The sequence below is a fragment of the Chromohalobacter sarecensis genome, assembly GCF_023061135.1.
Lineage (GTDB): Bacteria > Pseudomonadota > Gammaproteobacteria > Pseudomonadales > Halomonadaceae > Chromohalobacter > Chromohalobacter sarecensis.
The window spans coordinates 119,258-134,672 of record NZ_JAKGAN010000004.1; the positions used below are offsets into that span (position 1 = coordinate 119,258).

Sequence of the window (15,415 nt, forward strand, 5' to 3'; positions counted from 1 at the left end):
CGCTTGTCGTCGGCAGTGGTCGATTTTCCCTCGACGTCGAGTTGTTTCGACATTGAGGCCCTGTCGCTCGCCTATGAGGGGAAGCCGGCACTGCGCGACTTGACGCTGCGCGTGCCGCGTCACCGCGTGACGGCTTTCATCGGGCCCTCGGGATGCGGCAAGTCGACGCTGCTGCGCGGTCTCAATCGATTGCATGACCTCAACGACCAGGTCACGCGGCAAGGGCGCATTCGCCTTGAGGGCCAGGACATTCATGCCCGCGATGTGGATGTGGCCGAGTTGCGCCGCCGGGTGGGGATGGTGTTTCAGACGCCAAATCCGTTCCCCATGTCGATCTATGAAAACGTCGCCTATGGGGTGCGCCTGCAGGGCGTCAAACGCAAGCGCGAACTGGATGAGATCGTCGAGTGGGCGTTGCAGTCGGCGGCGCTGTGGGAGGAGGTCAAGGCGGACCTGCATGCCTCGGCGTGGACGTTGTCGGGCGGGCAGCAGCAGCGCTTGGTCATCGCCCGCACCCTGGCGGTGCGCCCGGACGTGTTACTGCTCGACGAGCCGGCCTCGGCGCTGGACCCGATCTCGACGCTCAAGATCGAGGAACTGATCCGTGGCCTGAAGTCGCAACTGACGCTGGTTCTGGTCACCCACAACATGCAGCAGGCGGCGCGGGTGTCCGACTATACCGCGTTTCTGCACGCTGGCGAGCTGGTCGAGTACGCCCCGACCGATACGTTGTTCACCAATCCGCGCTTACGGCGCACCGAAGACTACATCACCGGCCGCGTGGGTTGAGTCGCGGCGATTACGACAAGCGGAGCAGTGTCATGGACATTACCAACGAGACGCATAGTCAGCACATTTCCCGTCAGTTCAATCAGGAGCTGGAGCAGCTCAAGACCCAGTTGATGGCCATGGGCGGGCTGGTCGAGAAGCAGGTGCAGGATGCCGTCGAGGCGTTGCTCGAGGGCGATAGCCGCACCGCCGAGCGCGTCCGCGATAGCGATACCGCCGTCAACGACATGCAAATCCAGATCGACGAGGAATGCACCCGGGTGCTGGCACGTCGGCAGCCGGCGGCCTCCGATCTGCGCCTGGTATTGGCGGTCATCCGTGCTACCTCCGATCTCGAACGCATCGGCGACGAGGCCAACAAGATCGCCCGCAATGCGTTGGCGCTCATCGAATCGAGCCGCCAATCGCGGGGCATGGTCGAGATTCGCCATCTGAGCGAGCACGTGCGCAAGATGCTGCGTGACGCGCTGACCTCGTTCGCGCGCTTCGATACGCGCCTGGCACTGGAGGTGTTGCACGAGGATGAGGCGGTCGACAACGAATACACCACGGCGACGCGCTCGCTGGTGACCTTCATGATGGAAGATCCGCGCGCGATCACGTCCATTCTCAGCGTGATGACGATCCTGCGGGCCCTGGAGCGGGTCGGCGATCATGCCGACAATCTGGCCGAGCACGTCATTTATCTGGTCAAGGGGCTCGACGTGCGTCATACCGCGCCCGGCGAACTGGACGAGTCGCTCGGCGAGTAAGCGCGCTTTCTGGCCACGGCCGTCAACAACGCTTCGGCATGCGTTGGCGTCAGGGCGATGGAGAAGACATGGCCTTGAATGCTATGGCAGTGAAAGTCGCGCAGTAGCGTGACCTGGGCGACGCTTTCCACGCCCTCGGCGACGACCTGCATGCCGGCATCGCGCCCCAGCGAGACGATCGAGTGCACCAGCGAGGCTACGCGTGGATCGTCGCAGATGCGGTCGATGAAGCTCTTGTCGATCTTGAGCGTGTCGAACGGAATCCGCGTCAGGTACGAAAGCGACGAATAGCCGGTGCCGAAATCATCAATGGCGAACCCCACGCCACGGCGCTTGAGACGCTGCATGCTGTCGATGATGGCCTCGGGGTCGTCGATCAACGAGCGCTCCAGCACTTCCAGATTGAGCAATCGCCCGGGTAGGCAGTGGCGCGTGAGCAGTGAGTCGATCAAGTCGACGAAGGCGGGCCGCGCGAGCTGCTCCTGAGACACGTTGACGGACACCGGTAGCAGGGCGTGGCCTCGGTCGCGCCACGTGGCCAGTTGCTGGGTGACGGTTTGCAGAACCCAGGTATCCAGTTGATCGCCGAGATCGATTTCTTCGCTGATATCGACGATATCCTGGGGGCTGACTTGCCCCAGTTCGTTGTCATGCCAACGCAGCAAGGCCTCGAATCCTTTTACTTGGTAGCCGTGTATGGCGACCTGCGGCTGGTAGTGGAGCCGGAAGCGATCTTCGGCGAGTGCCGAGGCCGTGCGGCGGCGCAGCAAGTTGCGTCGCGTCAGGCGTGGCAGCAGCGCGGGCGTATCGAGTCGCAGCAGGGTGTCGCCGCGCTCGTTGTGGAGGCGCCGGCAGGTATGCTGCAGGGCGGAGAGGATGTCATCGGCATGGCCGAGTTGAGTGGCGTCCTGTGCCCAGACCACGCGTGCGGGGGCGGTGACGCTCTTGCCGGCGGCGATATAGGGCGCCCGCAAGGTCTCGGCCAGCGTCGCCATGGTGTCGGCCATGCGCGCGGGATCCCCCTGGTAGAGCAGCACCCCGAGGCGTTGATCGTCGATGCGTGCCAAGTCGAAGACGAAACCGTCGAGGGCTTTCTCAACCCGCGCGATGCCGCGCATGAGCACTTCGTTGCTGGCCTGTAGCGAGAAGCGCGTACGCACCGCGCGCATGCCGTAGAGATCGATGGCGGCGACGCCACAGAATGTCTCAGTTTTGGGCAATGCCGCCAGGCGCGCCTGGATGAGTTGCTGAAAGCGCTGTTGCGTGGCCAGCCGAGTTTGCGGGTCGAATTGGGAGCCGATCTCGGCCCGCGCGTGTTCGAGGCGTGTGATGACGTCGTCGCCGATCTCGTTTTCCACCAGGCGTGCCAAGTCGAGCAATATCTCGCGCTGCTGGGCGTTGAAGCGCCTTGGGCGACGGTCGATCACGCACAGCGTGCCCAGTGGCAGGCCCGAGGCCATGCGAATGACGGCGCCGGCGTAAAAGCGGATGTAGGGCGTGTCGGTGACCAGGGGATGAGCGTGAAAGTGGGGATCGTTGGCGGTGTCCTCGATCACCAGCATCTGGCGCTCGAGCAGGGCATGCGCGCAAAAGGCGTCGTCGCGGGAAATCTCGCAGGCATCGATGCCGAAACGCGATTTGAACCACTGGCGGTGGCGGTCGATCAGCGTGATCAGCACAATGGGCACGTCGAAGACCCGCGCGGCCAGTCGGGTGATGTCGTCGAAACGCTTCTCGGGCGGTGTATCCATCAGGCCTAGACGTTGGAGTTCGTCGAGGCGGCGCGCTTCATCGCCATGATCGGGGGCGCCGACCCCAGGGGCGTTTGCCATGAGGTGTTCTCTTGTCGCGATGCCGGGCCGCGTCATCTACAGGCCGGGGAGGCGCGTTAACGCTGCCGTGCAGGCATCCCGGTGGTAGCCACGTTAGCACACTGACGTGCCGCGCTTGGCCGCTATTCGCCGAGTTGCGCCGAAAGGCCGAGCGGGTCATGCGTTTTACTGAGCACGGAGTCTGAGAGAACCTCATACTGGTATTAAATTTCTCATCCAATGCGGGAGATGGGCGCTGGGGCCGCCGCGTGGCATGCTGTGGCGCAGGGCCCGCGTTATCGTCTATCAAGGAATAAACCTCGATGCTGCATGCGTTTACCGCCATCGGTCAGGGCACACGGCTGGTTCTGTCGCCGGGGATGCGGCGCTTCGTCATTGTGCCGGTGGCGATCAATCTGCTGATTTACGCCGCCACGCTAGGCTATTTGTTCACCCATTTCGGTGGCTGGCTCGACTACTGGATGCTCCAGGTGCCGTCCTGGCTCGAGTGGCTTGAATGGTTGGTCTGGCCACTGCTGGTGGTGAGCCTGCTGTTGGTAGTGTTCTTTTCCTTCACGTTGGTGACCAACCTGATCGCCGCGCCGTTTTATGGCTTTCTCGCCGAAAAGGTGGAATGGCGCCTGAGCGGGGCGCCGCCCAGCGATACGCGGGGGCTTTTCCGTGCCGGGGTCGACGCGCTGGGCCGGGAATGCGTCAAGCTGGGGTACATGCTGCCGCGCATGGCGTTGTTGTTCGCGTTCGGCTTCGTGCCCGGCGTGAACATCTTCATGCCGTTCTTGTGGGCCGCCTTTTCGGCGTGGATGCTGGCGATTCAGTACCTTGATTATCCGATGGATAACAATCAGGTGAGTTTTCGCGATATGCGACATCGATTGCGAACACGATTGTGGCCGACGCTGACCTTTGGCTTCGGTATGTCGCTGGCGACATGGGTGCCGGTGCTCAATCTAGTGCTGTTGCCGGGCGGCGTGGCGGGTGCAGTGATACTCTGGCGGCAGTATTATCGCCATCTACCGACTGTGACACGCTGAACGCTCTCGACGAGGCAGGAGACTCCGCATGCAAGATACGCAAGCGCCCTCGCCAGCGCCTTCCGTAGCGCCCGGCGGCTTTATTCGACGCCGCTGGGCGCTGGGCATCCTGATCGCGGCGGCCGTGGGCGCGTTCCTGGTGTGGTGGCTGGGCGCCCAGATGCGCGATTGGTTGAGCACATTGAGTACGCTTCAGGCGGGCATGCTGGCGAGTCTGGTGGCCGGGCTTTTCACGCCGCTAGGGGCGCTACCGATCATGGTGTTGCGCCACATCAGCCAGCGTCTCGAAGATGCCTTGATGGGCTTCGGCGCCGGTGTGATGCTGGCGGCCACGGCCTACTCTCTGGCCATGCCAGCCTACGAGGACTCGCTGGCGCTCACCGGTACCATCGGCTGGGCCCTGACGATCGTTTGCGGGGGCATCGTGTGTGGCGGCATTCTGGTCTGGGGCATGGATCGTTTCGTGCCCCATGAGCATTTCGCGCTGGGCAAGCAGGGCGGCGCGGATGCCTTGCAGATCCGGCGTATCTGGCTGTTCATCTTCGCCATCACCATTCATAACTTTCCCGAAGGATTGGCGGTCGGCGTAGGTTACGCACGCGGCGATATGGCCGCCGGGGTGGCGCTGACGCTGGGTATCGGCCTGCAGAATCTGCCCGAGGGGCTGATCGTCTCCCTGGGGCTGCTGGCGATCGGTTATTCGCGCCTCACTGCATTGGGTGCGGCGTTATTGAGCGGCCTGGTGGAGCCCATCGGTGGGGTCATCGGAGCTCTCGCGGTGCATGTCGTGGACGCCTTGCTGCCCTTTGGCCTGGCCTTTGCCGCCGGTGCGATGTTGTTCGTGATCAGCCACGAGATCATTCCCGAGTCACATCGCAAGGGACACGAAGGCGATGCGACCTTCGGAGTGCTGGGAGGATTCATGCTGATGTTCGTGCTCGACAAGGTGTTCTGACCCCTTGCATAAGCCGCTAAGTAATTGACAAACCTGCAATGAAAACTATTATTGTTAGGTACAACGTGCCGTTGGTGCCATGTTGCACCAAGGCTCGACATTCGACGATAGATTGACAAGGAGGTATGTCGTGGCGCATCAACTACCGACGTTACCCTATGCTTATGATGCCCTGGAACCGCATATCGATGCGCTTACCATGGAGATCCATCACAGCCGTCACCATCAGACCTACGTCAACAATCTGAACGCTGCCCTTGAAGGCACGGATCTCGAATCGCTGCCGGTCGAAACCCTGATGGGTGAAATCGAGCGCGTTCCGGAAGCCAAGCGCCAGGCAGTGATCAACAATGGTGGCGGGCACGCCAACCATTCGCTGTTCTGGACGGTCATGTCGCCGCAGGGCGGAGGCAAGGCCAAGGGCGACCTGGCCTCGGCCATCGAAAGCGAGCTGGGCGGTGACGAAGCGTTCCGTGAAGCCTTCACGCAAGCCGCCGTCAAGCGCTTCGGCAGTGGCTGGGCTTGGCTGTCCGTCACGCCTGCCGGGCGTCTGGTCGTGGAAAACACGCTCAACCAGGATAGCCCGCTGATGCACGGCAATACGCCGATTCTGGGGCTGGACGTGTGGGAACACGCCTATTACCTCAAGTATCAGAACAAGCGTCCCGAGTATATCAAGGCCTTCTTCGAGGTCGTCGATTGGGACGAAGTGGCGCGTCGTTACGCCGAAGCCACTGCGTAAGCCTATCGGGAGTATGTCATGGGCCCGGCGACAGGCATGATGAACGATGTCTCCGCGCCGGCCCAGTGCCTGACCATGGCAGATTTCGGCGCTTTCGAGCGCCGTTATCGTTTGTATCACCGCTTCCCCTCCTTGAACCACGACGACGCCGCGTCCACCCCGGTGGCCGAGGGCTGGATCGACGAATGTCGTCCCGCCATGGGTGTCAGTCTCGTCGGTTCGCGCCTCACGATCCACCATACCTACGAAACGCACGCCTTGGCCGACGCGCCGGCCCATGTGTCGATCATCGTCATACTCGAGGGTAGCGCGGAACTGTTACACGGTGGGCAGCATTTCGCCCTGGCACCGCGTGAAGCGCTAATGCTTACGCACGCCGGTCATCAGACGTTGAGTGCGCGTCATGCCGGTGGGCAGCGCCTGCGCGCGATCAATCTCACCTTGCTGGATACCGCACGTACGTCATACACGCGCTTGGCTGCGCCACTCGCCGAATTGCTCGATAACGCCGCCAGTGGGGCGTGGCGCTTGTCCTTGCCCGAAGGCGTCTGGCTGTCGCTCGAGGAGTGGTTGAATGCGCCACTGGAGGAGGCACAGCATGCCTTGCTCGGCGAGGGTCTGGCGCTGCAATTGATGGCTCACGGCCTGGCGGCCCGGGGAACGTCTCTTCGGCAGGACCGGCGTTTGGGAGTGCGTGACCGCCATCATCTGGCCCGTGTGCGTGAATGCCTGCACGAACATCCTGAGGCGTCGCATAGCATCGAATCCTTGGCGCAACTGGCCTGCATGAGCCCCAGCGCATTGCGTGACAAGTTTCGCCAGGCGTATGGCCAGTCGGTCTTCGAATGCTTGCGTCAACGCCGCCTCGAGATGGCCCACGCGCTGCTCCGGGAAGGCTATAGCGTGCAGTACGTTGCAACACGGGTGGGGTATCGGCATGCCAGCAACTTCGCCACCGCCTTCAAGCAGCGCTACGGGATGTCGCCGCGTGCGTTACATCAGCGTCTACCCTCGGCTGGGGTCGTGAATACTCTTTAATGATGACAGAAATTCCTCCGCGAGATCGCTTACAGCGTCGCGCATAGGTTTTTTGGCATTGACCATAAGCAGAACGACTCTTAAAAGTTAATAATTCTCACTCTCCATAAGAAACGGGTCGACCGCGACCCGAGGACGAGAGCGAGGAGCCGTTTTCATGAGTCGCACATTGCATCCCCACTGGTTTTCCTGCGCGTGCCTGGCGGGCGTATTGTTCATGCCCACGACGACGTGGGCGCAATCCGAAAGCGATGATAGCGGTGCCGTGGATTTGTCCACGGTGACAGTGTCGGGCGAGGCCGCCACCAAGACACAGACGCCGGTCATCGAAACGCCGCAGTCCGTTTCCAACGTCGACCGCGCGGAGATGGATGAGCGTGATACCCGCACGCTCAGGGAGGCCGTTCAGTATACGCCGGGGGTCTACACCAACCAGGTCGGCGCCTCCAATCGCTACGACTACATGGTCATGCGGGGCTTCTCTGATGGGAGCCTCAGCAACACCTACCTCGATGGCCTGAAGGTGATGGGAGACACCAATGGCTACAGCTCGATGGTGATCGATCCCTATTTCCTGGAAAACGTCGAGGTCGTCAAAGGGCCGGCCTCAGTGCTTTACGGGCGCTCGTCTCCCGGGGGACTAGTGGCGCTGACCAGCAAGCAGCCACAATTCGAGACACACCGGCAACTGCGCTTTGGCGTGGGCAATAACAGTCAGCGCAGCGCGGCGTTCGATGTCACGGGACCGCTGGATGATGAGCGGCGTGCCGCCTATCGCGTGGTGGGTCTGGCAAGTGGCGCGGACACCCAGTTCGACTCGGTCGAGGAAGAGCGCTACGCCATCGCACCCTCGGTGACATGGGATGTCACCGACGACACGACCCTGTCGTTCATGGCTTATCTGCAAAAGGATCCAGAAGGCGGTTACCACTCCGGCGTGCCCTATGAGGGTGCGGTGGAAAGCCATAATGGCCGCAAGATCAGTAATAACTTCTTCGATGGCGAAGACGCTTACGATAAGTTCGAACGCACCCAGCGGATGTTCGGTTACAGCCTCGAGCATCGGTTCAATGACGCCTGGACCGCGCGTCAGAAGCTGCGCTACCTGAATTCGGACACCACCTTGAACCAGGTCTACGGTTTCGGATGGACAGCGCCCGATTCCAACGAGTTGGTTCGCTATTACTCCGGGGGGCGGGAATCGCTCGAGGCCTGGACGGTGGATAACCAGCTCGAGGGCGAATTTTCCAGCGGCTTCATCGACCATACCCTGCTGGTGGGCGTCGATTACCAGGATCGCCAGAACGATGTGGTCTGGACCTCGGGAACCTTTCCCTCTCTCAACGCCTTCGATCCGCAATATGGCGCCGACCCGGTGGGGGATATCGCGGTAACCAATGACGAACGCCACGAATTGATCCAGACGGGCGCCTATCTGCAGGATCAGATGGCGTTCGATCGCTGGCGCCTGACGCTCGGGGGCCGCTACGACTGGGTCTCGATCACCAACGAGCAGAAACTGGCCAATCGAGAAGATACGCTCGACGAGACCTATTTCAGCGGTCGCGCGGGGCTCTTGTACCTGTTCGACAATGGCGTTGCGCCCTACGTCAGCTATAACACAGCCTTCACGCCGACCAGTTTCGTGGATATCGACGGTGATGTCCTCGAGCCTATGGAAGGCGAGCAGTGGGAAACCGGTCTCAAGTACCAGCCGCTGGGCACTGAGGATCGCTATAGCCTCTCGCTGTTCCGCATCACGCAGGAAAACGTCGCCACCAAGGAGCAACCCACTGACCCTTACCGCTCCATCGGCGAGATCGAATCGCAAGGACTGGAGCTGGAAGCCCGCACGCAGTTGACGGACGCGCTTCGCCTGCAGGCCGCCTACAGCTATACCGATATCGCCTACACTAAGAGCGAAGTGGATAGCGAGAAAGGCAGTCACGCCATTTACGCGCCGCGTCACCAGGCGAGTCTATGGGGCCATTATGCCTTCCAGGGCGATACGCTCGCGGGATTAGACGCAGGTCTAGGCGTGCGTTACTACGCCGATATCCAAGCGGATCGCGCCAACACCGAGAAAGTCCCCGACTACACGCTGGTCGATGCCATGCTGGGCTATGACATGAGTCAGATGGGGATGCCGGGCATGCAGGTGCAGCTCAATGTGGGCAACGTGCTCGACAAGGAATACGTGGCGTCATGCAACTCGCTTGAATATTGCTACTTCGGGGCGGAGCGGAATGTGCGCGCGAGTCTGACCTACGACTTCTAGGCCCTGCCTGAAAGTGTCTGCACTCGGCTATGCGGCGTTAAAAATTGGCTCGTGCGCGAGTCCGATCAAAATACTCATTTACAGCTCGTAAACTCCGTTTTTTCGTCAATTTTTGCCTTGCCTAGCCATCGCTCGACGACTTTTCAGACAAGACCTTGGCACGATTGAGTCGCGAGTGGTTTTCATTTACGCTTTCTGGCGTGGGTATCTGGCCCACGCCTTCCACTTGGCCTCGCCACAGGACAGCTTTCGATGTCAGTGTTGCTCGAGCGGTTCTATGCCGGTCCCTTGAAAGGGATGGATCGCAAGCTGGTCACCTGGGACCAGGCGCCCGCGACGACCTGGACGGCGCGAGATGTGTTCTCAGAGCCCGGCATGACGCAGATCCTCAAGCGTTATGGCGCTGAGCATCAGCATGGCGATTCGCGCGCCGTGATTTCGCTATGGTCGAAGTATTTCCTGGCGCTCACCACCTATCTGGGGGCGGCATATAACTTGTTGGCGGAGCGACAATTACCGCTCGAGCTGTCGCGTCTGGGGTTGGTACTCGGTGAGGATATGCTCGTCGAGGCGCTGGTCGTCGAAGACACCGGCACACCGCTCGTCGCCACTCAGGCCGAGGAGCGCTTTCTGCCGCTGATACGCGACACCTGGGGGCCGGCGATGGCCTGCATGGCCGAACATACCGGCATCGCGCCCCGCGCACTGTGGGGCAACCTCGGCCATTACTATGACTACCTCATCTCCCAGCTCTACACCTTGCCAGGTGCCCTGGCGCGGGCCGATACGGGCGGGCGTCTGATGACTTTGCGGGAATTGGCCGATGGCAAGCGCAACCCGTTGTTTCGCCCCATTCGCTATCGTGAAAGCAGCGCAGGCGACATCGAGTCCATCCGGCGTATCTGCTGCATTCGCTATCTTCTCCCCGGACTCGGCTACTGCGGCAACTGCCCGTTGGCATGTCGCGAGAAGGCCGAAACCCAACCGCCACAGCGCGTCGTCAACGGCTGATATGTCGAGTGGGTGTTTTTCTGACAATGCTCAGTCGCTACCCACGGCACGCCGTTCTTCGGGAGCGGTGCGCACGCGCGTGGCGGGGAAAACACAGCGGAAAAGCGCGCCCTGGCCGGGGTGGCTGTCGATATCGAGATGCGCATCGTGGCGCAGCAATACATGCTTGACGATGGCTAGCCCCAGCCCGGTGCCGCCATTGGCGGCGCTGCGGCCCTTGTCGACGCGATAGAAGCGTTCGGTGAGGCGTGGCAGGTGCACGGGGTCGATACCGTCGCCGTCGTCCTCGACCTCCACTGCGGCACCCTCCTTCCAGGCCTTCCAGCGCAATGTGACGGTACTCCCCGGTGGGGTGTAACGCACGGCATTGAAGACCAGGTTGGAAACGGCGCTGCGCATCTCGCCTGCGTCACCCAGCAGACGGTCGGTGGTGTGGATGTCCAGGGCTATCTCGTGACTGCCAGCGCAGAGATTGGTGGCGTCGTCGCGAATGTTTTCCAGCAGCGTGGCCATGTCCAGCGGGGCCGGGTCGTCGCGGGTCTGGTCGGTTTCCAGCTTCGACAATAGCAGTAGATCCTCGACCAGATTTTGCATGCGTTGGGTCTGTTCCTGCATCTGGCCGAGGCCGCGCTGCCAGCGCGGCGGCAATTGGTCGGCCTGATCGAGGTAGGTCTCGAGATAACCGGTCAATACGGTGAGCGGGGTACGCAGCTCATGCGACACATTGGCCACGAAGTCGCGCCGCATCTGCTCGAGGCGATGCAGCCGCGAGATGTCGCGCGCCATGACCAGGCGCTCGTTGTCGCCGAACAGCGTGACCTGGTATTGCAGCGTCACGTCATCGCGTAGCGGCGAGGCCAGGGTCAGCGGTTCGCGGTAATCGCGGGCATTGAAATAGGCCACGAAGCGCGGGTCGCGCAGGAAGTTGGTGATGTGCTGGCCGCGATCATGGGGCGTTTGAAAGCCGAGCATCTGGCCTGCGGCGCTGTTCCACCATTCCAGGTCGCCGTGACGGTCGAGCATGACCACGGCATCGCGCATCGCCTCGCATGAGTCCTGTACGCGGCGGATGATATCGCGCAGGCGGGCCTGCGATTGACGCTGGGTCTTCTGATACTTGTAGAGGCGGTCGAACAGGTCGCCCCAGACCCCGGCGCCCACGGGCGGGGTGTCATTAGGATGCTGGGTCAGCCAGACATACAGGGCGCGTAAATGGCGCAGATGCAGGTAGACATAGAGACCCAGACCGGCGGCCAGTCCCCAGCCAGGCGCGCCGAAGAGCCACCCGAAGACACCCAGACCGATGACGAGATACGCCAGACGCCATAGTTCATTGGTCCAATAGTACACGTGCGCTACTCCTTGGTGGAGAAGCGATAACCGGTGCCGCGTACCGTCTGAATGAGGTGTTGGTGATCATCGCCGAGCGCCCTGCGCAGGCGGCGAATATGCACGTCGACGGTACGCTCCTCGACATAGACATTGCCACCCCAGACTTGGTCGAGCAACTGGCTGCGGGTGTAGGCGCGCTCCTGATGGGTCATGAAGAATTGCAGGAGCCGATACTCGGTGGGGCCCACGTCCAGCGCCTCGCCGTTGGCGCTGACCCGGTGGCTGACGGGGTCGAGACGCAAGCCGTCGATTTCCACCGTGTCCTCGACGCCGGTGGGTGTGGCGCGTCGCAGCACGGCCTTGAGGCGTGCCACCAATTCCCGCGGCGAGAACGGCTTGGTGATGTAATCGTCGGCACCGGCTTCGAGCCCCTGGATCTTGTTGTCCTCCTCGCTCTTGGCGGTGAGCAGGATGATCGGCAACTCGGCGGTGGCGGTGTCGCGCTTGAGACGCCGTGCCAGTTCGATGCCGCTGGTGCCGGGCATCATCCAGTCCAGCAGCACCAGGTCGGGTTGATCGTCGACTACCATGGCATGCGCCGTCTGGGCGTTGTCGGCTTCCAGCACGCGGTAGTCGGCCATTTCCAGCGCCACCGCGATCATTTCGCGGATGGACGCCTCGTCATCGACGATGAGCACGGTCTTGGCGGTCATGGGCGTGGGCCTCTTGCGGATCGCGATGCAGCGAATCACTCATGAATGACATCGGCATGACGATTACAACGCGCTAATGTGACAGCTTCGTGACAATCGTGCCCTTTACCTATAGCTCATAGCATCACATAGGCCATAACGACAGGGCGATACCTGCGAAGGCCACCAGCCCGGCCCAATGATTGTTGAGGAAGGCGCGGAAGCACGGGTCGCGCTCGCGATAGCGAATCAAATAGTGCTGGTAGACGAAGATCGCCACCATGGCGGCCAGCCCCAGCCAGAAGAAGCCGCCAAGCGCCAGACGCAGGCCGACCCAGGCGAGCAGCGCGACGGTCAGCGCCTGCAACAGCCCGATGATCAGCCGATCGGCGCGGCCGAACAGCACCGCCGTGGACTTGATGCCCACCTTGAGGTCGTCGTCGCGGTCGACGATGGCGTATTCGGTGTCGTAGGCCACCGTCCAGACGACATTGGCGGCCAACAGCAACCACGCCTCGAGCGGTACCTGGCGTTGAATGGCCATGAACGCCATGGGAATGCCCCACGAGAAAGCCGCGCCCAGCACCACCTGGGGGAAGTGCGTATAGCGCTTCATGAACGGGTAAGTGGCCGCCAGCGCCAGTGCTGCGAATGACAGCAGCACGGTGGGCAGGTTGGTCAGGCAGACCAGGCCGAAGGCGATCGCTACCAGTACCGCGAAAGTGACCTTGGCTTCCTTCTCGGAGATGCGTCCGGTAGCCAGTGGCCGGTCACGCGTACGCTTGACGTGGCCATCGAAATGCCGATCCGCGTAGTCGTTGACCACGCAGCCGGCGGCACGCATCACATATACGCCGACGACGAAGATCAGCAGCGTGCCGCGTTCGGGAATGCCCTCGGCCGCCAGCCACAGTGCCCACAACGTCGGCCACATCAGAAGCCAGGTGCCGATGGGCCGGTCCAGGCGCGTCAGGCGCAGGAAATCCGGCACGCGGGCCAGGCCGGTGGGGCGCGCGGCCTCGGATGAATCGGCGGACATCGGGCTCTCCTATGAAAACGTGCCTGTGAAAAAGCAACGTACCTGTGGAAACGTAAGCGGCCAGCTTAGCGCGATGGCAACGCGAGGTCAGCGGCCATGGCGTCGAGAAAGAATTCCTGGACGAGAATCGACGTACGCCCCAGGCGCAGGATCGAGCGCCGTCCCCAGGGCGCGGCGCGGCCGTGTGCCATGACGAGCGTGGGAGCCGGCGACCGGATGATCTCGATAGGACCGCGTTCGAGGCCGGGTTGGCGAAACAGCCAACTGCCCAGCGAACGTGTTCCCAGCGACTGCAGGCGCGCGCCATGAAGTGACGCCAGCGGGGCCACCGAACGTGCCGCGACCCAGGGTGTTTCGCCGAGCATCAGCATGACCTCGCGCCGCCAGATACGGGCTCGGGGGTCGAGCCCCAGCGCTCGGGCCTCATCTCGCCGGGGGCGGCTGATTCCCTGAGCGAGCAGCCGTACTTTAAAGGGTTGCGTACTGGCGGTACACAAGCGGGCGGTCAGCGAGTCGCGCGAGGCCACCCAGCGCCACCAGACGGGACTCATGTGGGGGCGCTGGGCTGCGGCCGGCAGCCAGTGTGGGCCAACGCTGAAACGGTTGTGTGTCATGCGTAAAATCAGGCTTAAAGTACATGAGTGTATCATGCGTGTACGATGCGCTTGCGGCGTCCGCGTGTCGTATCGCCGCGTTATCACCCTTCTGTCATGCGTAGCACGAGGCGCCCATGAGCGACCCTTTGATCATCGTCGGCAGCGGCATGGCCGGCTTGGGCCTGGCCCGGCAGGTGCGTGCCCGCGATGCACGGCGTGCCATCACCCTGATCACCGCCGATAGCGGCGATGACTATTCGAAACCGCTGTTGTCGACGGGCTTCGCCAAGGGCATGCCGCCCGAGCGTTTGGCGATGCGTTCCCCCATCGACGTGGCCGAGGCGCTCCAGATAACTATGCGTACGCACACGCGGGTCGATGCCATCGATCATCGCACGCGGACCCTTGCCATCGGCGCGGAAAACCTGCCCTACGGCGACCTGGTATTGGCCACCGGGGCTGCACCCAGCGCGCCTTTCACGGTGGCGGATGAGGTCCGCGACCGGGTCTTCACCATCAACGATCTCGACGACTATCGGCGCTTCCAGGCTGCCCTGTCGCGCCATGGCGCCGCCGCGCGCGTGGCGATCGTCGGTGCCGGACTGGTGGGCTGCGAATTCGCCGATGACCTGCTTGCCGGAGGGCATCGTGTGGCGCTCGTCGCCCCCGAGCAAACGCCGTTGGCGCGTCTTCTGCCACCGCCGCTGGGCCAGGTGCTGGGGACCGCGTTGGGCAAGGCGGGCGCCGATCTACGCCTGGGACGTAGCCTCGCGCATCTCCGGCGTGACGACGAGGCAGTCTCGCTGGTGCTCGACGATGGCGAGGTGTTGTCCGCCGATCTGGTATTGATCGCCACCGGCCTCTCGCCGCGTACCGCGCTGGCCGACACCGCTGGCCTCGCGGTCTCCGAGGCCGGTATCCAGACGGATCGTTACCTGGCGACCGCGCAGCCCGACATTCATGCACTGGGCGATTGCGCCTGCGTGGCGGGGCTCAATGCCATGTACGTGCAACCGCTGCAGGCCAGTGCCAAGGCGTTGGCAGCAACCTTGACCGGGACACCGACGCCGGTCGCTTACGGCGCCTGGCCGGTGCTGGTCAAGACCCCGTCATGCCCGGTGGTGGCCCTGCCGCCGCATCAGGCACCGGCGCGCTGGCGGATCGAGGGCGAGGGCGACGATCTCAGCGCGCTCGCCGAGGATGAAAACGGTCATTTGCAAGGATTCGCATTGACAGGGGCGTGCGTACGTCGGAAAGTCGAGCTGGCGCGGGTCGCCCCGCCGTTGCTACCCTAGCTTAGGTCGCCATGCCGGTGGGTACCGGTCTGG

14 protein-coding genes are annotated in these 15,415 nt (G+C 62.5%); 9 read left to right on the top strand and 5 right to left on the bottom strand.

What is annotated here, in order from left to right:
- The first annotated feature begins 15 nt into the window (after positions 1-15).
- Positions 16-789: a phosphate ABC transporter ATP-binding protein PstB gene (gene pstB, locus L1071_RS08050; protein WP_246973105.1), complete on the top strand. Its 774-nt coding sequence runs from the start codon at positions 16-18 to the stop codon at positions 787-789.
- Between the two features lie 32 nt (positions 790-821).
- Positions 822-1,541 carry a phosphate signaling complex protein PhoU gene (phoU, locus tag L1071_RS08055; RefSeq protein ID WP_246971887.1) on the top strand — a complete coding sequence of 240 codons (720 nt, stop codon included), beginning with the start codon at positions 822-824 and terminating at the stop codon, positions 1,539-1,541.
- Here the strand turns inward: phoU and L1071_RS08060 are convergent.
- Positions 1,499-3,373, bottom strand: a complete 1,875-nt coding sequence (locus L1071_RS08060) for a GGDEF and EAL domain-containing protein (protein ID WP_246971900.1) — start codon at positions 3,371-3,373, stop codon at positions 1,499-1,501. The two genes, phoU and L1071_RS08060, sit on opposite strands and share 43 nt — an antisense overlap.
- A gap of 302 nt (positions 3,374-3,675) precedes the next feature.
- Between L1071_RS08060 and cysZ the strand changes: the two genes are divergently transcribed.
- The 6 genes from cysZ to fhuF all read left to right on the top strand — a co-directional run bounded on the left by cysZ (position 3,676) and on the right by fhuF (position 10,428).
- Positions 3,676-4,404, top strand: coding sequence for a sulfate transporter CysZ (cysZ, locus tag L1071_RS08065; protein ID WP_246971909.1), 729 nt, complete (start codon positions 3,676-3,678; stop codon positions 4,402-4,404).
- A 28-nt stretch (positions 4,405-4,432) separates the two neighbouring features.
- Complete coding sequence (locus L1071_RS08070) at positions 4,433-5,359, top strand: ZIP family metal transporter (RefSeq protein ID WP_246971912.1); 927 nt, start codon at positions 4,433-4,435, stop codon at positions 5,357-5,359.
- A gap of 130 nt (positions 5,360-5,489) precedes the next feature.
- Positions 5,490-6,101: a superoxide dismutase gene (locus tag L1071_RS08075; protein ID WP_246971915.1), complete on the top strand. Its 612-nt coding sequence runs from the start codon at positions 5,490-5,492 to the stop codon at positions 6,099-6,101.
- An 18-nt stretch (positions 6,102-6,119) separates the two neighbouring features.
- A complete protein-coding gene (locus L1071_RS08080; protein ID WP_246971931.1) occupies positions 6,120-7,139 on the top strand; it encodes a helix-turn-helix transcriptional regulator in 1,020 nt (339 codons plus the stop codon).
- A 157-nt stretch (positions 7,140-7,296) separates the two neighbouring features.
- A complete protein-coding gene (locus L1071_RS08085) occupies positions 7,297-9,417 on the top strand; it encodes a TonB-dependent siderophore receptor (RefSeq protein ID WP_465251412.1) in 2,121 nt (706 codons plus the stop codon).
- Between the two features lie 252 nt (positions 9,418-9,669).
- Positions 9,670-10,428, top strand: a complete 759-nt coding sequence (fhuF, locus tag L1071_RS08090) for a siderophore-iron reductase FhuF (RefSeq protein ID WP_246971942.1) — start codon at positions 9,670-9,672, stop codon at positions 10,426-10,428.
- Positions 10,429-10,458: 30 nt separating this feature from the next.
- On the opposite strand, the gene phoR is transcribed toward fhuF, so the two are convergent.
- From phoR to L1071_RS08110, 4 genes are all read right to left on the bottom strand, one after another.
- Entirely contained in the window at positions 10,459-11,778 is a 1,320-nt protein-coding gene (gene phoR / locus L1071_RS08095) for a phosphate regulon sensor histidine kinase PhoR (protein WP_246971951.1), read from the bottom strand.
- 5 nt (positions 11,779-11,783) lie between these two features.
- Positions 11,784-12,473, bottom strand: a complete 690-nt coding sequence (gene phoB / locus L1071_RS08100) for a phosphate regulon transcriptional regulator PhoB (protein WP_246897679.1) — start codon at positions 12,471-12,473, stop codon at positions 11,784-11,786.
- A gap of 124 nt (positions 12,474-12,597) precedes the next feature.
- Positions 12,598-13,491, bottom strand: a complete 894-nt coding sequence (gene ubiA, locus L1071_RS08105) for a 4-hydroxybenzoate octaprenyltransferase (RefSeq protein ID WP_246971968.1) — start codon at positions 13,489-13,491, stop codon at positions 12,598-12,600.
- Between the two features lie 65 nt (positions 13,492-13,556).
- On the bottom strand, positions 13,557-14,105 hold the full coding sequence (locus L1071_RS08110; RefSeq protein WP_246971991.1) for a chorismate--pyruvate lyase family protein: 549 nt from the start codon (positions 14,103-14,105) through the stop codon (positions 13,557-13,559).
- Between the two features lie 116 nt (positions 14,106-14,221).
- Between L1071_RS08110 and L1071_RS08115 the strand changes: the two genes are divergently transcribed.
- Positions 14,222-15,382 carry an FAD-dependent oxidoreductase gene (locus tag L1071_RS08115; RefSeq protein WP_246972003.1) on the top strand — a complete coding sequence of 387 codons (1,161 nt, stop codon included), beginning with the start codon at positions 14,222-14,224 and terminating at the stop codon, positions 15,380-15,382.
- The last annotated feature ends 33 nt before the right edge of the window (positions 15,383-15,415 follow it).